At 66.1% G+C, this 17,298-nt stretch carries 16 protein-coding genes and 1 tRNA gene; 2 read left to right on the top strand and 15 right to left on the bottom strand.

The genetic code is table 11. The features are described from left to right. Window positions 1-53 precede the first annotated feature (53 nt). The 12 genes from gspN to JWM94_RS10995 are packed head-to-tail and all read right to left on the bottom strand — an operon-like array spanning window position 54 to window position 10,941. Window positions 54-773, bottom strand: a complete 720-nt coding sequence (gene gspN, locus JWM94_RS11050; RefSeq protein WP_299426514.1) for a type II secretion system protein N — start codon at window positions 771-773, stop codon at window positions 54-56. After that, on the bottom strand, window positions 770-1,243 hold the full coding sequence (gene gspM / locus JWM94_RS11045; protein ID WP_299426511.1) for a type II secretion system protein GspM: 474 nt from the start codon (window positions 1,241-1,243) through the stop codon (window positions 770-772). Before gspM ends, gspN begins: the two co-directional genes overlap by 4 nt. Continuing rightward, window positions 1,240-2,337 (bottom strand): type II secretion system protein GspL, encoded by a 1,098-nt coding sequence (gspL, locus tag JWM94_RS11040; RefSeq protein ID WP_299426508.1) that lies wholly within the window; start codon window positions 2,335-2,337, stop codon window positions 1,240-1,242. Before gspL ends, gspM begins: the two co-directional genes overlap by 4 nt. Beyond that, the gene (gene gspK / locus JWM94_RS11035; protein ID WP_299426505.1) at window positions 2,334-3,311 is read right to left on the bottom strand and encodes a type II secretion system minor pseudopilin GspK; all 978 of its coding nucleotides are present in this window, start codon (window positions 3,309-3,311) and stop codon (window positions 2,334-2,336) included. The genes gspL and gspK overlap by 4 nt, the downstream gene beginning before the upstream one ends. Then, a complete protein-coding gene (gene gspJ / locus JWM94_RS11030) occupies window positions 3,301-3,915 on the bottom strand; it encodes a type II secretion system minor pseudopilin GspJ (RefSeq protein WP_299426502.1) in 615 nt (204 codons plus the stop codon). Before gspJ ends, gspK begins: the two co-directional genes overlap by 11 nt. Continuing rightward, window positions 3,912-4,322, bottom strand: a complete 411-nt coding sequence (gene gspI, locus JWM94_RS11025; RefSeq protein WP_299426499.1) for a type II secretion system minor pseudopilin GspI — start codon at window positions 4,320-4,322, stop codon at window positions 3,912-3,914. Before gspI ends, gspJ begins: the two co-directional genes overlap by 4 nt. Then, a complete protein-coding gene (locus JWM94_RS11020) occupies window positions 4,315-4,758 on the bottom strand; it encodes a GspH/FimT family pseudopilin (protein WP_299426496.1) in 444 nt (147 codons plus the stop codon). Before JWM94_RS11020 ends, gspI begins: the two co-directional genes overlap by 8 nt. A gap of 6 nt (window positions 4,759-4,764) precedes the next feature. Further along, the gene (gspG, locus tag JWM94_RS11015) at window positions 4,765-5,211 is read right to left on the bottom strand and encodes a type II secretion system major pseudopilin GspG (RefSeq protein WP_299426493.1); all 447 of its coding nucleotides are present in this window, start codon (window positions 5,209-5,211) and stop codon (window positions 4,765-4,767) included. Window positions 5,212-5,218: 7 nt separating this feature from the next. Beyond that, a complete protein-coding gene (gene gspF / locus JWM94_RS11010; protein WP_299426490.1) occupies window positions 5,219-6,445 on the bottom strand; it encodes a type II secretion system inner membrane protein GspF in 1,227 nt (408 codons plus the stop codon). Further along, window positions 6,438-7,958 (bottom strand): ATPase, T2SS/T4P/T4SS family, encoded by a 1,521-nt coding sequence (locus JWM94_RS11005; RefSeq protein WP_299426517.1) that lies wholly within the window; start codon window positions 7,956-7,958, stop codon window positions 6,438-6,440. The genes gspF and JWM94_RS11005 overlap by 8 nt, the downstream gene beginning before the upstream one ends. Window positions 7,959-7,978: 20 nt before the next feature. Next, on the bottom strand, window positions 7,979-10,177 hold the full coding sequence (gene gspD / locus JWM94_RS11000) for a type II secretion system secretin GspD (RefSeq protein ID WP_299426487.1): 2,199 nt from the start codon (window positions 10,175-10,177) through the stop codon (window positions 7,979-7,981). After that, entirely contained in the window at window positions 10,174-10,941 is a 768-nt protein-coding gene (locus JWM94_RS10995; RefSeq protein ID WP_367185886.1) for a type II secretion system protein N, read from the bottom strand. The genes gspD and JWM94_RS10995 overlap by 4 nt, the downstream gene beginning before the upstream one ends. Before the next feature lie 119 nt (window positions 10,942-11,060). On the opposite strand from JWM94_RS10995, the gene JWM94_RS10990 reads away from it, so the two are divergent. After that, entirely contained in the window at window positions 11,061-11,747 is a 687-nt protein-coding gene (locus JWM94_RS10990; RefSeq protein WP_299426481.1) for a 2OG-Fe(II) oxygenase, read from the top strand. 210 nt (window positions 11,748-11,957) lie between these two features. Then, window positions 11,958-14,558, top strand: coding sequence for a TonB-dependent receptor (locus JWM94_RS10985; protein WP_299426478.1), 2,601 nt, complete (start codon window positions 11,958-11,960; stop codon window positions 14,556-14,558). Between the two features lie 181 nt (window positions 14,559-14,739). Here JWM94_RS10985 and JWM94_RS10980 read toward each other — a convergent pair. From JWM94_RS10980 to lon, 3 genes are all read right to left on the bottom strand, one after another. Then, a tRNA-Val gene (locus tag JWM94_RS10980) sits at window positions 14,740-14,814 on the bottom strand. 55 nt (window positions 14,815-14,869) lie between these two features. Then, window positions 14,870-15,142, bottom strand: coding sequence for an HU family DNA-binding protein (locus tag JWM94_RS10975; protein WP_299426475.1), 273 nt, complete (start codon window positions 15,140-15,142; stop codon window positions 14,870-14,872). A 158-nt stretch (window positions 15,143-15,300) separates the two neighbouring features. Beyond that, on the bottom strand, window positions 15,301-17,298 hold a 1,998-nt coding region (gene lon, locus JWM94_RS10970; RefSeq protein WP_299426472.1), incomplete at its 5' end, for an endopeptidase La.

Below are 17,298 nucleotides of genomic sequence, written 5' to 3'. Positions count from 1 at the left end.
TCCTGATTGGGCGGCCGGGCGGGGGAGCGGGCCGGTACCGCGACAAAATGGCGTCAGAAGTTTCCGGCGACCGTCAGCTGGTATCCCGCCCCAACCTGCCTGAAGCCGGCGGCCGTCAGCGCGCCGCCGACACTGGCGTCCGACGGCCGCACCGACAGCACCGCGCGATACTTGCCGTCGGCTTGGATCGTCACAGCGATCGATTCGGTCTGCGCCTGGCTGGCAAGCGGGACGAGCAATGCCCCGCCGTCGCACCGGACGTTGCCGGACAGTGTCGGCGGCAAGTTGAGCTGGGGCATCGTCGCGGCAATCGTCGCCGTGACCTTGCCCTCCGCGTTCTCGCAGCGGCCATCCTGAAAGTGGACGCTGACGTCGTCGAACGCGATCGACGTAATCGGGACCGGCGCGAAGGCGTCGCCGGCGGGCACGGTCGCGGTCACGTCGTCCATACCGGCGGTGTTGCGGCTGAAGCTCAGCGCACCGTGCAGGCTCTCATTAGGCGTGCCGCCCTGTCCCACCACGTCGATCCGGGCGCGGCCGACGAAGAGCCGGATCGGCGACAACCCGGCGCTCAGGTCGCCCAGTGCGACGTTGCCGTATCGCGCTTCGCCCAACCCGCCCCACCATACCGGCCCCGTCACCTCGCGCGCGCTCAGCCCTTCGTCGGCGAGCCCGAACGCGCCCAGCGCCAGCCGCAGCGGAAACAAGGCGATCAGCGCCACCGTCAGCATCGCGCCGAACAGCGCCAGCGGGCGCGTCTTGAGCCCGATCATGGCGCCATCATCCTGAATGTGATGTCGGCGGCGACATTGTGGTTGCCGGCATCGGTGACATTGAGCTGATCGACCAGCACGCCTTGGCCCTCGAGATCGCCGAGCCACCCCAGCAACGCCCCGCCGCGTGCCGCAGCAAGGTGGACACGCAATTTGTTGCCATCCGCCGCAACCGAATCGAGCGCGAACCCGGCGCTCGACGCCGATTGCCGGACGATCACATCGATTGGTCCCGCCAGCAGCTCAGGCCGCGCCCGGCGCAGTGCCCGGACTGCATCGACCTGCCCGCGCGTCTGCGCCAGCCGGATCGCGGCGTCGGCGTTGCGCCGCCGCGCCGACGATAAAGCCTCGTCGATCGGCAGGACGACGATCCACACGATCGTCACGCCGAGCAGCGCGAGCATGAAGAGGATCATCCACTTCTCGCGCTGGCTGCGGCCGTCGAACCAGGTTTTAAACCGTGCGATCATCTTGGATTCACCGTCAGCACGCCCGTCAACCGCCCAGCGGCGCCGGTAAACGTGCTCGGTTCGGCGCTGAACCCCGCCGCGGCGAGGCGGGTTTGGACATCGACGATCTGGCCCTGGCTCGCTGCCGCCAGATTGACCCGCAGCCTGCCGGCGGGATCGAACGACAGCCCGGTGATCTCCGCCCCCGGCACAGCCGCCACCGCCGCCGACACGCTCGCCGCGGTCAGGCTGAACCCTGCGCCGCCCCCACGCAATCGCGCGAGCCGGTCGTTGAGTTGCTGGCCCGCATCGTTGACCGTCTCGCCCCGTGCCAGCCCTTGCCGTGCCAGCGCATCGGCCTTGGCCTCCAGCGCATCGGCGGACAGATTGTACTGGACGATCTTAACGAGCGTGATCAGCAGCGTGATGCTCATGATCGCAACGATCAGCCAGGCGAGCCGGCGCACCAGCAACCAGTCGATCGCCGCGCGCTTGCGGAGGGCGAATGCGCCCTGCCGCAGGTCGAGCGGCGGATCGGCGAGTGCCTCGACCACCGCCAATTCGAGCGCCTCGCTGTCGAGCGCCTCCACCGGCGCATCGCCGACGATCAGCGCGGTCAGCCCGTCTTCGTCGGCGAACCCGCTCGACACGCCGCGTACGACCCGGCCGTCGCCCAGATCACCAATGACATAGCCTTCGCTTGGCCGTGGCAGCAGCATCGGCGCGGGGACGATCGACGCGGGCTCGAACCCGGCGGCATGCAGTGTCGCCAGCCATTCGACCATCTGCGCCGCCGCGACGACGCCAATCGGGCGCTCGACCAAGCCCGCATCTTGCCCAACCGCGATATGCAGGTCGCCGAGCGGGGTGACGCTGGCCTCGGCGACGAGCAGCCGCGCCGCAGCACTCGCCTGCGCGAGCGAGCGGTCGGGCAGATCGGCGTAATGGAGCGCCACGGCCTCGGCCGGCGCGATAGCGACAATCATTGTGTCAGACGGCCGATCACCGTCGGGCAACCCCTCGGCGCGCGTAACGATGGCGCCATCGCGGACCGCCAACCAACGCCACGGCCGATCGGGCAGCGTGGGCAGGAAGAGGGCAAGCAGGTCGCTCATCCGCCCTCGCCCCATTGCCGCGAAACCAGTCGCGGATGGGCCTGCGATGCATCGATCAGCCCAGTCTGGCGCAGCGACACGCGGCCGATCGTGACGTCGGTCACCAACGCGAACCATTGCGTGGTAACGGCGGTCGCGGCCAGCGCATCGCCCGGCGCGGCACCGGCAAGCGCACCCTTCGACCAGAAATCGCTGGTCGATGACCAGCCGAGTGCGGGACGTGTCAGCAACGTCTGGCGCACTTGTTCGACGCTGACCGTATCGGGCGCCATCGCCGCGATTAGCGCGCCACGTTCGGGTTCGATGGTGTTGACGTTGATCCGCGCCGGCTGCGCGGTCGGCAGCGCGCAAACGTACGGGCGGAGCTTGTCGTAGATTTGCGGGGTTACGCCGACTACCGCGCGCAATTCGCTGGGGTCGGCCATCAGCGTGTTGGCAGTGCGATAGGCGGGCTGCAAGCCACTATACGCCGCATCCTCCGCGCCACCAGGAATTGCCGCGCTGTCGCTGTCGATCCAGTCCGCACTCGCCGCCGCGATCGATTCGCCGCCGGGCACGCCGATCAGCCGCATCAGCCGGGCAAATTGGAGAATGCCGGCGGTGCGCGCGGCATAGGTGCCAGGACCGGTCTGCACGATCAGGCTGTTGAGGTTGAAGCAATTGCCGCCGTCATGGACACGGGCGGTCGCGACACCATCTGGGACAGGTAGCGGGAAAGGCCGGTCGCTCCACCCGCCCGCCAGCGACACGCGCGACCGGTCCTGGCCCATTACCGCCTCGATCCGCACGAGCGCCATGATCGACGCCGCCTGCGACCAGCCGCGCGCCTGCTCCATCGCCTTCGCGTTGGACGCCTGACGGGTCGACAGGTTGAGCTTTTCCATCGTCGCCGCCGCCATCGCGCCGACGATCGCAACCAGCAACAGTACGGTCAGCAACGCCGCGCCGCGCTCGTTGGGGCGGTCATCCCGCATTGGTCGCCCCTGCCGCCATGGCATTGCCCGTACCGACCAGGAACAGTTCGCGAAAGACCGTGCCGTCGGTGCGCGTGATCGTCATTTCCACCGCGTCGGGCAGCGGTGCTTCAGCTCGGGCTTGCCACTTGTCGGCCCAGGCACCGGCGAGGCGATAGCGCAACGATACCGCAGCGACGTTGGTTAGCATTACGGCGGATGGCAGCGGCGTGGTGCCGTCGAGCATGGGATAAGCGACGCGCTGGATCGCGCCGTCCTCGCTCAGCACATACGCGACCTTCTGAACGCTGGGGCGCGGCGCGCCATCGACATTGTCCCATCCGCTGCGAACCAGTCTGAGTAATGTCTGGCCATTCTCGCCCTCGAACGCGGGGCGAAGTGCCCCGCCCTCGTCGCGCGCCTGCCGCGGCACAGCCTGCGCGAAGTCGGCGACCAGCACCCCATCGAGCCGATAGAGCGCGGCGATATCGTCGAGCTTCTTTCCGGCGACGGCCTGCGCGCGCACGCCGAACGACAACAGCGATACACCGGCCGCGGCGAGCAGCGCAAAGATCAGCAGCGCGATCATCATTTCGATCAGCGTGAAGCCGTTGCGGCGAGTCATGGTGTAGGACTCGGCGTTGGCGTGGGTATCGGCGCGAGCGGCGGCGGGTTGTCGCGGAGCACCGTCAGCTTGCCCGCGGTGCCGCCGGCATCGGTAACGGCGATGTCGATCCGCAGCACGCGGTTGCCGTCGCCGACCGGCGACACCAAACGAGTCCAGCGCCATGCGCGGCCTCCGTTGGCCTCCTGACCTTGCGCCGTCCCAAGCACCGGCGGCTTGGCGGAGGTCAGCGCATCGACCGCGACGTTGCGCGCGACGATACCGGCCAGCAACGACCGATCGACCGTCGCCGCGCCGCGAAAGCTCGCGCCCTCCAACCGGATCAGCGCGAGCGCGGCGAGGCTGAACACGGCGAGCGCGACCATCATTTCGATAAGGGTAAATCCCCCTTGAGTCCGCTCAACCACCGACGCGCACCGCCCCGTTTATGCCGACCGACACGCGCATCGACTGGCCGTCGCGACGCAATTCGACCGTCATCGGCTGGTCGGCCATTCCGGTCGGATCGAACACGACGCGGTCGCGCCCGCCTGCCCCAGCGGGCACCGCCTGGATGCCCCTCCCCCATTCCGCGACGCGTAGCGGCTTGTCGCCCATTGCCTGCCAGCGTCCCCCGACGCGCTGATCGAAGCCATAGCCACCCGCCGTCACCCACACGCTAACCGGCCGCGCGCTAACGATCGCTGCGTCATGCGCCGCCCGAGCCCGCGACGCGAACCGCTCGGCATCGTCGCGGATTCGCCCGCGCGGATCGGGGATGATCATCACCACCACGGCGGACGCCAGCGCAACGATCGTGATGACGATCATCAATTCTATAAGGGTGAACCCGCGCTCGCGCATGAAACGCTACTGCCAACTGCCGATATCGGCGTCGGTGCCCTGCCCGCCTTCCTTGCCGTCGGCGCCCAGGCTCCAGACGTCGAACGCACCGTGCTGTCCAGGCGAGGCGTAGAGATAGGGATGTCCCCAGGGGTCCTTCTCCAGCTTCTTGATGTAGCCGCCCTTTTGATATTGCGACGGATCGCTCAGCCCCGCGGGCGGCGTGACCAGCGCGTTGAGACCGTCCGAGGTCGAGGGAAAGCTGCCCATCGACAATTGATACGCGTTGATCGCGCTCTCGATCGTCGCGATGTCGGATTTGGCCTTCACCACGCGTGCCTTGTCGCCAAACGGCACGACGTTGATCACGACGATCGCCGCGAGCAGACCGAGGATGACGATCACGACCATCAGCTCGACGAGTGTGAAGCCTTGCTCGTCATCGCTGCGTCGGTCGGGGTTCAGGATACGCATAAGCACCTCATTGTCCGGCCAGGGTTTCGAGCTGCAGGATCGGCAGCAGGATCGAGAGAACGATCGTCGCGACGATCCCGCCCATCAGCACGATGATGATCGGTTCGAGCAGCGACAGCGCGGTCGCAGTGAAGCGATCGAACTCGCGCTCGAGATAATCGGCGGCGCGCTCCAGCATTTCGTCGAGCCGCCCCGCCGCCTCGCCCGATGCGGCCATATAGGTGAGCAAGGGCGGGAAAACCGCCGAGCGCCGCATCGCGGTCGACAGGCTCCCGCCACCGCGGATCGCGTCGACGATCTCGTCGGTCGCCGCCCGCAGGCGGAGGTTGTTGATCGTACTCGCGGTCAGCGTGAGGCCATCGAGCAATGGCAAGCGGCTCGCGACCATCGTCCCCAGCGTCCGCGCCATCCGTGCGGCGTGGAGATCGCGGATCAGCCGCCCGAGGAACGGCAGCCGCAACATCCAGCTGTCGAAGCGCAGCTTGAACGCGGGGTTTTTCATCCCGCGCCAGAACGCCAGCCCCGCGCCCGCCAGCACGATGAGCGCCAGCCACCAATAATGCGCCATCACCCACGACACGCCCATCACCGCGCGAGTCAGGAACGGCAGTTTCTGCCCGACATTGTCGAACTGCTCGACCACTTGCGGCACAACGAAGATCATCAGCGCGGTCACCACGAGCACCGCGACGATTGCCAGCACGCTGGGATAGGCGAGCGCGGTGATCACCTTGCCGCGAATCTCCGCCTGGCGTTCGAGCAAGATGGCGAGCCGGTCAAGGATCGTCGGCAGCGTCCCGGACCCTTCACCCGCCGCGACCATTGCGCGGTAGAGCGGGGGGAAGCTCTTCGGCTCGCGCGCCATCGCGTCGGACAGGCGGCGACCCTCGACCACCCCCGCATGGACGTTCTCGACCACTGCGCGCACCGAGTCCTGCTCGATCTGGCGAGTGATCGTGCGCAACGATTCCTCGAGCGGCGCGACTCGGTTGAGCGTGGCGAGTTGGCGCGTGAACAGCGTCAGCGCCTGCCCGTTCATCCGCTTGGCACCGCCAATCTCCAGATTAAACAGCCCGCGCGACTTGGGCGGCGCGCCCGATCCCTCCTCGATCCGCACGACGTACATCCGCCGCCGGTCGAGCGCGATCCGCGCGTCGTCGATCGAGGGCGCGGCGATGTGCCCCTTCTTCTCGCGCCCGCCAGTGTCGATCGCGATATAGTCGAAATCAGCCATCGTCGGGCATTTCGGCCATGTCGTTGCGCGACACGCGGACAGCCTCCTCGGGCGTGGTCAGCCCGCCGGTAACGAGCTGACGCGCCGCCGCCGCGAGGTTCGGCGATTTGGCGAATGCATGCTTCGCGATCGCGGTCTCGTCGCCGCCTTCGTTGATCAGCCGTCGGATCGTTTCGTCGACCCGTACCGCCTCGAACACGCCGATCCGGCCCTTGAACCCGGTTTGCGCACACTGCTCGCACCCGACCGGCTCGTAGATCGTCGTGCCCGGCTCGACCCCCAGCAGCGCCGCGACCGAGCGTTCGGTCTTTTCGGGGCGCCGGCAACGCTCGCACAATCTTCGCACCAGCCGCTGCGCGATCACCGCGCGCAGCGTCGAGGCGAGCAGGAACGGCTCGACCTTCATGTCGCGCATCCGCGTGATCGCGCCGACCGCGTCGTTGGTGTGGACCGTCGATAGCACGAGATGCCCGGTCAGCGACGCCTGCACCGCGATCTCGGCGGTCTCGCGGTCGCGGATTTCGCCGACCATCACGACTTCGGGATCCTGCCGCAGGATCGCGCGCAGGCCAGCGGCGAAGGTCAGACCGACCTTGGGATTGACCTGCGTCTGACTGACGCCCTCGATGGCATATTCGACCGGGTCCTCGATCGTCAGGATGTTGCGCGTGCCGTCGTTGAGCAGCCGCAGCGCGCCATAGAGCGTCGTCGTCTTGCCCGACCCGGTCGGGCCGGTGACCAGGATGATGCCGTTGGGTTCGGTCAGCGCCTGCTTGAGCAGCTTGTTGGTGCCCGGCGTCATGCCGAGCACGTCGAGATCGATCCCGGCATTGTCCTTGTCGAGGATGCGCAGCACCACGCGCTCGCCCGCGCGGCTCGGCAGCGTCGAAACGCGCACGTCGAGCAATTTTCCCCCGAGCGTCAGCCCGATCCGCCCGTCCTGCGGAATGCGCCGCTCGGCGATGTCGAGCCGCGCCATCACCTTGATCCGACTGACCACCACCGGCGCGACATGGGGCGGCATGCGCAGCGTCTCGCGCAGCACGCCGTCGATCCGCATGCGCACGACCAGCCCGGTTTCGTACGGCTCGATATGGATGTCCGACACGCCGTTGCGCGCGGCGTCGGCGATGATGCCGTTGATCAGCCGGATCGCGGGCGCGTCGTCGGCGGTGTCGAGCAGGTCGTCGGCGGTCGGCAAGTCGCTCGCCAGCATGTCGAGCTCGCCGATCCCCAACGTTCCCGCCGCCAGCGCGGTCGCCTGGCCGTCCATCGCGTAACGATCGCCGAGCAGGCGGTCGAACGCTTCCGGTGCGATCGTCTCGACCGAAAACGGCACGCCTAACGCGCGGCGGATTTCGAGCAAAACCTTCGGGTCCGCGCCTTCGCGCAGGCTGACCGACGGCGCGCCGTCGCTCATATCGAGCACCACGCCGAACCGCCGCGCGAACAGATACGGCACGGCGACGAACGCCGCGGCCGGCGGGAGCTCCTCTTCCGCCGCCGCGATCATGTCACCGGTGCGGATAACCGTCACTTGCGCTTCCGCCGCGGTGCCGGTGTGCCCGTGGTCGGCACGGCGATGCGCGGGTCGTCGATATTGCCGGGGATCGGCGAAGACGGGATCGGCGGCGCCGCACCCATATAGTCTCGGACCAACTGGTCGATCGACGGTTCCTGGTCGGGCCGCTGCCCGGATTGCTGCAGCCGCAGATAGCCGTAGCGCTGCTCGGTCAGCTTGCGCGTGTCCTCCGGCGTGCGCAGGATGGTCGGGCGGATGAACACCATCAGGTTGGTCTTGGTCCGCGACTTGCCCTTCGATTTGAACAGATTGCCCAGCACCGGAATGTCGCCGAGCAGCGGAATCTTCTCAATCGTCCGACGCTCGTCGTCGCTCAACAGGCCACCGATCACCGCGATCTGGCCGTCATCGACGGTGAGTACGGTTTCGACCTCGCGTTTGTTCAGGATCAGGTCCGAATTGTCGCCGCTGACCGGCCCGGCGATCGAGCTCACCTGCTGGCGCAGATAGAGCTTGATCGCACCGCTCGAATTGACTTGCGGGCGCACCTGCAACTGGATGCCGACATTCTCGCGCTGGGTGGTGCGGAAGGCATTGTCGAAATTGCTCGACAGCGCCTGGCCGGTGGTCACCGGCACTTCCTGCCCTACCAGGATGCGCGCTTCTGTATTATCGATCACCACGACCGACGGCGCCTGCAGCAGGTTCGACGTTGTATCGCTCTTCACCGCGTTGATAATCGACCCGAAGATCGCGTCCTTGCCGATATTGAACGCGCCGCCACCGAACCCGCCGCTCGCGCCCAGGATCGAGCTGATCGCCGACTGCGCCAGGCTATCGCTGACGCCGTTATTGGTGCTGGTGACGGTGGTCGTGCCGTTGACCGTGGTCGTCGTCGTCGCCAGCGACCGCGCGCCGATCGCGCCGGCGATCGTCAGCAAATTCGGGGCGGAGTTGCTGAAGGTCGAAGCGAAGCTCGGGATGCCGCTGCCCGGTAGGCCGGCGAGCAGGAACTGGACGCCGAGCTTCGATGCGGTCGTGTCGGACACTTCGGCGACGATCGCTTCGACCAGCACCTGTTCGCGCCGCGTATCGAGCTTGGCGATCACGTCGGCGAGCTGGCGCTGCACCTCGGCGGGCGCGGCGATGACGATCGCGTTGGCGCCGGCGAAGCGCGTGATGACTGCGGCGGTGCGCCCGCCCACCCCTGTAATCGCGGCCGTGCCCCCGGTCGTGGTCGTCGTCGTCACCGGCACGGCGGCGAGCGGCGCAGTGGTGGTCGTCGTGGTACCGCCGTTGCCCGACGAACTGCCGCCGATAGTGCTCGCCGCACTTAGTCCCTGCGTCTCGGGTGGCTGCGTCACGGCTTGCCCGACGAGTTGCTGGAGCACCGGCAGCAATTGCGCGGCATCGGCGTTTTCGAGGAAGACGACGCGGATTTCCTGCCCGCTCCGGGCTTTGCGATCGAGATCCAGCGCCAGCGCCGCCAAGCGCGATACGGTTGCCGCATCCCCGCGAATCGCCACCGCGTTGGAGCTTTCGATCGCCACAACGCTCGCGTTCGACGTACCCGAACCGACACCGCCCGCCGCACCGCCGCCAATCAACGCGGTCAGCGCGGTCGCGATCTCCTTGGCGTTGGCGTTCTGCAACGCGACCACGCTCGTCGCGGCGCCATCGGTGTCGAGCCGGCGCAGCACTTCGCGCACGCGCCGCACATTGTCGGCGAAATCGACCACGACGATCGCGTTGCTGCCACGGTTGGCAGTGACCGAGCCTTGTGGACTGACGAGACTGCGTACGCTGTCGAGCGCCTGGGTTGCGTCGATCGAGCGCAACCGGATGATCTCGGTGACGAACTGATTGCGGTTGGCGCCGGCCGACCCGATCCGGCTCGGCTGCGCTGCGGCGCCCTCGATCGGTTGGATGCGGAATGCGCCATTGCTGGTTGGCACCGCGACCAGCCCATTGGCGCGCAACGTTGACAGGAACATCTCGAAATATTCGGATCGGCTGAGCGGCCGTTCGCTGACCACTGTCACCTTGCCCTGCACTCGGCTGTCGATGATGAAGGTGCGGCCGGTGACGCGCGCGGCATCGGCGATGAACGCGCGGATATCGGCGTCGCGCACGTTGACGGTCGTTTGCGCGATGAGCGGATCGGCGATCGTCAGCGCAATGAGCGCAGCGGCAAGGGTCAGTTTTCTCATTGGCCTCTAATCGTAACGGAGAGCGGCAGCGTCTGCGCGCCGCGCTCCACGGTGATCGAAAGATTGCTGCCCGGAGTCAGGCCGGAAATAACGCGATCGAGATCAGCCGCACCGGTAATGGCGCGGCCGCCCGCGGCGGTGACGACGTCGCCATCCTTGAACCCGATCGTGCGGAATGCCGCCCCGCTCCCCTGCGCGCGAACCACCAGTCCTGTTGTGCGGCCGCCGTCGATGCGCGGGATAAACGACACGTCGGATTTGACCTGCGATGCATTCACGCCGGAGCCGATATCGGTGGAAATGCCCGGTGCGCCGGGCGCACTCGTCGTACCAACCGGCACGGCGCCCGATTGGTCGATATACAATTCCTCGGCCTTGCCCACCCGATCGATCGTGACATGGTCGAACGCCACCGCCTTCAGCCTGACGCCCGGCGCAATCTCCTGGCCGACAGCGACGCTGTTCTGGATGCCGTCGGGTCCGGCAATGATCGCCGAATTGAGGCCGGTCGCCGCGTCGATCCGCGTGCCGAACAACGTCAATTGCAGCGAGGTGACGGTCGAACTGGCGCTCGTCGCCCCGCTAACGCGAAAGAACGGGTCGAACCCGCGCAAGATTGCGATCGGCGATCCGCCCATCCCCGGCTGCGCCACGCGCCAGTCGCCGAGGGGCCCGACAGGCGTGACCAATGCCCAGAACAACCGCGCGCACTGGATCGCCAGCACCGCGAGCAGCAGCAACTCGCCAAGCGAATACAGGTTCACCGCTGGAATCCGGCGCAGGACAGCGCGCAGGCGTGGGCTGGGACTAAGGCGCATGCGTCATGGTTTAGCGGCTCAGGCGGATGTGGCGACTACCAAATTTATTTGGCAGGGTAATAACGATGATCGCGCCCGCTTCCTCCGTTTCGACGACCGGCTTCGGCTCGGGCCATCCGTCGGAGCCCGTCGTCGCGCATATCCTGTCGCACCTTGGCGTCCAGCGGACGCCCAGTCCCAAGCTAACTCTGTTCCAGAAACGTGGGTTCATTGCCCCGGAACTGTGCACGGAACTGATCGCGCAGATCGACGTCACCCGGCGCCCCTCGACCGTATCGGACTATAATGGCGATGCGGCGTTTCGGACGAGCGAGACGTGCGACCTGAATAGCGCCGATCCAGCGGTCGCCGAACTCGAACGGCGGATCATCGATTTCATCGGGCTGGACCCGGCGCATGGCGAACCGATCCAGGGGCAGCGCTACGCGGTCGGCCAGGAATTCAAGGGCCATACCGATTATTTCGAGCCCAGCGGTCTCGACTTTCACAAATTCTGCTCGATCGCGGGCAACCGGACATGGACGGTAATGCTCTACCTTAACGAGCCCGATGCGGGCGGCGCGACTCGCTTCAAGGCGATCGACAAGTTGGTGCATCCCGAAACCGGCAAATTGCTGTGCTGGGACAACCTGCGCGCCGACGGCTCACCCAATCCGAGCACGATTCACCAGGGGATGAAGGTGCGCGCAGGGGTCAAGTACGTGATAACCAAATGGTTTCGCGAGCGGCCCTGGGGGTTCGACGAAGCGTAACATCGCACTCGGTCGTCACCGAACCGTCACAAGAGTCTCCAAACCTTCATCCAACCGTTACGCAAGAGTCACGCGACTGACCCCGAAGAGTCGCGCGCGGTTCCTAGAGCAGCCCGGACGAAGCCGCGGGGGATACCGATTCGCGGATTGATCGTCGGCACTTCGATCGACGGGCGACGCAACAGCACGCCCTGCTGGGGACCGGAAAACATGCTCTCTTCTTCACGCCATCGCGCGCACCTGTTGCTCGGCAGCGCCCTGCTGGCGATGACCGCCACGCCCGCGCTCGCCCAAACCGCTGCTGCGCCCGCGCCGGCCACGCCGCAGGACCAGACCACGCCCGCGCCGACGCCGGCCGATGCGGGCGAAGGCCTCACCGACATCATCGTGACCGCGACCAAGGTTTCGACCAACTTGCAAAAGACGCCGATCGCGATGGCGGTTCTCGATACCAAGGCACTGACCGACCGCCACGTCCAGAGCCTGTACGATCTCGCCGACGGCGCGGTGCCGAGCTTGCGCATCGCAACGTTCGAAGCGCGCCAGTCCGCGCTGACGATAGGTATTCGCGGGATCGTCCCGCTCGACGCGAACCAGCCGGCGCGCGAACAGGGCGTCGGCATCTATATCGACGGCGTGTATCTCGGTCGCCAGCACGGCCTCAACGCCGCTTTGTTCGACGTCGAGCGGATCGAAGTGCTCAAGGGCCCGCAGGGCACGCTGTTCGGCCGCAATACCGAGGGCGGCGCGCTGAGCATCGTCACCAAGGCACCGAGCGGCGAATTCGGCGGGCGCGTGAGCGGCGGGATCAGCAATTTCGGCGGCTATAACGCCGACGCGCATATCGACCTGCCGGCCTTCATGGGCTTCAGCGTCAAACTCGATGGCGTGTTGCAGTATCAGGGCGCGACCACGAAGAACCCGCTCGCGGGCCAAACCGGCTGGAACTATTACGACCGTCGCGGCGGCCGCGTCGCGGTACGCTGGAAGCCGGCCGAGGGGATCACCGACGATTTCTCGTACGACAACGCCTATGACGCCAACACGCCGTTCTACAGCCAGTTGCTCAACTTCAACCCCAACAATTGCGCCGCGGGTACGCAGGCTTCGCAACCCGCCTGTACCTTGCCGGGAACGGCGTACACGACGCTGACCGGCGCCGTGAAGCCGCTGCTGCCCGGCGTCGTGGTCGCTGGCACGACCCGCATGGGCACCGCCGACATCGGCGTCCCCCAGCAACCGAGTATCGACAAGTCCTACGGCTTCACCAACACCTTCAAATGGAATCTGGGGCCCGAATTCGAATTCCGCTCGATCACCGCGTGGCGCGGGGTGAACGCGACGCAATGGGATAATTCGGGCGGCGCGCACCGCGTACCGGTCGTCACGCTGCCGGCAATCGGGGCGACCAACCCGACCACCTGCACCGTCGCGGCGCCTTGCGGTTTCAGCCGCTATAGCCTCGCCGATCTGCGCCAGCGTCAGTTCAGCCAGGAATTCCAGGCGGTCGGCAAGATCAGCAGCGTCAGCTACGTGGCCGGGTTCTATTACTTCTTCGAGCACGTCAGCGACGATGCGGCGACGCCGAACTCGAACGGCATCGTTGCCAACACGACCCTGGTCGGCGGCGTGCCGACGGTCTCGGGTTACAATTACGTAATCCTCGATCCCTGCACCGGTTCGGGCGGGTTCGGGTCGCAGGTCGGTTGCCGCTCGATCGACCGCGCGTCGGAGGTCCGTTCGCGCAGCTATGCGGTGTATGGCCAGCTGACCTGGGATGCGACCGACTTCCTCCATATCACCGCCGGTGGGCGCTACACCCACGACAAGAAGGAAGGCGTGCTGCACCTCTTCCGCAACGTGAATTATGACAATCCGGCGAACGCCGCGATCGTCGCCGCCAACGGCTACGCGCCGCTCAACAAGACGTGGAGCCGCTTCAACCCGATGGTCACGCTGGCAGTCGACGCCAGCGACGATGTCCATTTCTACGCCAAATATTCGTCCGGTTATCGCGCCGGCGGCGCGAGCTCGCGTACCGCCAACTACCAGGCGTTCAACCCCGAAGACGTGAAGGCATATGAAGTCGGGATGAAGGCCGAATTCCTCGACCGTCGTGTCCGCCTTAACCTCGCCGGCTACATCATGGATCGCAAGGATAGCCAGGTCGACATCAGCTCGATCCAGACCGCGGCGGGCAGCAACGTCAACGTCTTGCGTACGATCAACGCGCCCGGCAATACCAAGATCCGCGGGATCGAGGCGGACCTGACCGTGCGCCCGGTCACTGGCCTGACGCTCACCGCATCGTACGCCTATACCTACACCAAAATCCCCCCGGTCGCGATCGTCAACAGCGTCACCGTCGGCGGCGTGACGACATCCACCACCGCCTTCCAGAACTTCTATATCGTCTTCACGCCCCGAAATGCGGCCAGCGGGTCGATCGACTACGAAGTGCCGGTCGGCGGTGGCGATACGCGGGTACGCTTCCACCTCGACGCCAATTATGCGCAATCGACCCAGGCGTTCGACCAGTTCGCGCTCAAGGCCGACTCGTCGTTCATCGTCAACGGGCGGCTGTCGCTCGCCGATATCAAGCTGAGCGGCAGCGGGCAGAAGATCACCTTCTCGCTGTGGGGCCGCAACCTGTTCGACGAACAATATGTGTTCCGCCGCGACCCGTCGAACAGCCTGCCGGGCACGCCGACCACCAACGTCACGTCGGGCAGCATCGCCAACGTGATCGGCGACTATGGTAACTTCAACGCGCCGCGGACTTTTGGAATTGAAGCGGCACTGAAATTTTAACTCCCCTCCCCGGGAAAAACTAAAGGCGGCCTTTCGGGGCCGCCTTTTTCGTGTGTGCCTACGAGCGAAAGTCCTGGGCGCCGCGGCAAAGCCGCGTCGTCGAAGCTCGGCTTTGCCGAGCCCGGCCGCGCTGGCGAGCGTGCGGATTAGCGTTGCTAATCCCGTCTCGCTCGCTGCGCGATGGTGGGCGCGACAGGGATTGAACCTGTGACCCCACCCGTGTGAAGGGTGTGCTCTACCGCTGAGCTACGCGCCCCGATCCCGTCGGGAGCGGCGCGTCTAAGCGAGCGCGCCGCAGGTGTCCAGACCGATTAGTTGACCGAGTCCTTCAGGCCCTTGCCGGCCTTGAACTTGGGTTGAGTCGATGCCTTGATCGTCATCGGCTCACCGGTGCGCGGGTTGCGGCCGGTCGATGCCTTGCGCTTCGACACCGAGAAGGTGCCGAACCCGACCAGACGGACCTCGTCGCCCTTCTTGAGCGCGCCGCTGATCACGTCGAACACCGCCTCGACCGCCTTTGAGGCGTCGCCTTTGCTGAGGCCCGCCGTGTCGGCCACCGAAGCGATCAGCTCTTGCTTGTTCATCGGACTCGAAACCCCCGTTTTGAGTTTGCTGTCGTTAAGAGACTCGCCGTTGACGGCAAGTCGCGCAGTAAGGCGATTGACCTGTGTCGAGTCAAACCGATTCCGCCGCAAATCCAATCCCGTCGGGAGAATTTGCGGCGGACCGTTTCGGTTGCGGTTCAGTGGTGCATTTCGCCGGCGGGCGGGATCGGCGCCGGGGGATAGGCGGCCAATTCGTCCGCTTCGGTCCAATCGATCGCTTCAAGCGGACCGGTCAGCGCCAGCCGCAGCACTTCGTCGACATGCTCTACGGGCACGATCTTGAGCGCGTTGAGGATGTTCGCCGGGATCTCGGCGAGGTCCTTCTCATTCTCCTTCGGGATCAGCACCGTCTCGATCCCGCCGCGCATTGCGGCGAGCAGTTTTTCCTTCAAGCCGCCGATCGGCAGCACCCGGCCGCGCAGCGTGACCTCGCCGGTCATCGCCACTTCGCGCCGGATCGGCACCCCGGTCAGCGTCGAGACGATCGACGTCACCAGCCCGACGCCGGCCGACGGCCCGTCCTTGGGCACCGCGCCCTCGGGCAGATGGACGTGGATGTCCTTGCGCGCGAACAGGCTCGGCTTGATGCCATAGGACGGGGCGCGCGCCTTGATGAAGCTCATCGCGGTCTCCGCCGATTCCTTCATCACGTCGCCGAGCTTGCCGGTCAATTTGATGCCACCCTTGCCCGGCACGGTCACGCTCTCGATCGTCAGCAATTCGCCACCGACCTCGGTCCAGGCGAGCCCGGTGACCGCGCCGATCTGATGCTCGGTCTCCGACAGGCCGTGGCGATACTTCTGCACGCCGGCGAATTCGTGGAGGTTGTCGGGCGTGATCGTGACCGACGTGACCTTACCCTCGAGAATCTGGCGCAACGCCTTGCGGCACAATTTCGCGATCTCGCGCTCGAGCGTGCGGACACCCGCCTCGCGCGTGTACATCTGGATCAGCGCGCGCAGGCCCTCATGCGTCAGGACGAACTCTTCGTTCTTCAGTCCGTGCGCCTCGATCTGCTTTTGCAGCAAATGCCGCTCGGCAATCTCGAGCTTCTCGTCCTCGGTATACCCCTCAAGCCGGATGATCTCCATGCGGTCGAGCAACGGCTGCGGCAGGTTGAGCGTGTTCGCGGTGGTCACGAACATCACGTCGCTGAGGTCGATGTCGATTTCGAGATAATGGTCGTTGAACTTGTTGTTCTGTTCGGGGTCGAGCACTTCGAGCAAAGCCGACGCCGGATCGCCGCGGAAATCCTGGCCAAGCTTGTCGATCTCATCGAGCAGGAACAGCGGATTGCTCGCCCCCGCCTTCTTCAGGTTGGTGACGATCTTGCCCGGGAGCGAGCCGATATAGGTGCGGCGATGGCCGCGAATCTCAGCCTCGTCGCGCACGCCGCCGAGCGACTGGCGGATGAACTCGCGCCCCGTCGCCTTGGCGATCGACTTGCCCAAGCTGGTCTTGCCGACGCCCGGGGGGCCGACGAGGCACAGGATCGGTCCCTTCAGCTTGTTGGTACGCGCCTGGACCGCGAGATATTCTACGATCCGGTCCTTGACCTTTTCCAGCGCGTAATGATCCTCGTCGAGGGTCAGCTGCGCCTGCGCGATGTCCTTCTTGAGCTTCGACTTCTTGTTCCACGGCAGGCCGAGCAGCACGTCGAGATAGTTGCGCACCACCGTCGCTTCCGCCGACATCGGCGCCATCGTCTTCAGCTTCTTCAACTCGGCGGTCGCCTTGCTCCGCGCTTCCTTCGACAGCTTGAGCGTGGCGACCTTCTGGGTCAGCTCGGCGATCTCGTCGCCGTCGCCTTCCTCGCCCTCGTTGCCGAGCTCGCGCTGGATCGCCTTGAGCTGCTCGTTGAGGTAATATTCGCGCTGGGTCTTCTCCATCTGGCGCTTGACCCGGCTGCGAATCTTCTTCTCGACCTGCAGCACACCGAGCTCGCCCTCCATGAAGGCGAACACCATCTCCAGCCGCTTGCGCACGTCCTGCTCGACGACGGAGCGCATCAGCGCCGACACTTCGGCGCCGGCCGGCTCGACGCCTTCGATCGGCTCGGCCTCGGCGACGAGATGGCCGCCGTCGCTGGTCAGGGTCTTGAGCGAGGCACGCCGCTGGCCTTCGACGAGCACGCG

It is taken from the genome of Sphingomonas bacterium (assembly GCF_028289855.1).
Classification (GTDB): domain Bacteria; phylum Pseudomonadota; class Alphaproteobacteria; order Sphingomonadales; family Sphingomonadaceae; genus Sphingomonas.
This window is presented reverse-complemented; position numbering and strand designations above follow the sequence as displayed.

Coding starts and splice junctions, on each gene's coding strand:
- gspN (WP_299426514.1), bottom strand. CDS start 773: ATGATCGGGCTCAAGACGCGCCCGCTGGCGCTGTTCGGCGCGATGCTG.
- gspM (WP_299426511.1), bottom strand. CDS start 1,243: ATGATCGCACGGTTTAAAACCTGGTTCGACGGCCGCAGCCAGCGCGAG.
- gspL (WP_299426508.1), bottom strand. CDS start 2,337: ATGAGCGACCTGCTTGCCCTCTTCCTGCCCACGCTGCCCGATCGGCCG.
- gspK (WP_299426505.1), bottom strand. CDS start 3,311: ATGCGGGATGACCGCCCCAACGAGCGCGGCGCGGCGTTGCTGACCGTA.
- gspJ (WP_299426502.1), bottom strand. CDS start 3,915: ATGACTCGCCGCAACGGCTTCACGCTGATCGAAATGATGATCGCGCTG.
- JWM94_RS11020 (WP_299426496.1), bottom strand. CDS start 4,758: ATGCGCGAGCGCGGGTTCACCCTTATAGAATTGATGATCGTCATCACG.
- gspG (WP_299426493.1), bottom strand. CDS start 5,211: ATGCGTATCCTGAACCCCGACCGACGCAGCGATGACGAGCAAGGCTTC.
- gspF (WP_299426490.1), bottom strand. CDS start 6,445: ATGGCTGATTTCGACTATATCGCGATCGACACTGGCGGGCGCGAGAAG.
- JWM94_RS11005 (WP_299426517.1), bottom strand. CDS start 7,958: ATGATCGCGGCGGCGGAAGAGGAGCTCCCGCCGGCCGCGGCGTTCGTC.
- gspD (WP_299426487.1), bottom strand. CDS start 10,177: ATGAGAAAACTGACCCTTGCCGCTGCGCTCATTGCGCTGACGATCGCC.
- JWM94_RS10990 (WP_299426481.1), top strand. CDS start 11,061: ATGATCGCGCCCGCTTCCTCCGTTTCGACGACCGGCTTCGGCTCGGGC.
- JWM94_RS10985 (WP_299426478.1), top strand. CDS start 11,958: ATGCTCTCTTCTTCACGCCATCGCGCGCACCTGTTGCTCGGCAGCGCC.
- JWM94_RS10975 (WP_299426475.1), bottom strand. CDS start 15,142: ATGAACAAGCAAGAGCTGATCGCTTCGGTGGCCGACACGGCGGGCCTC.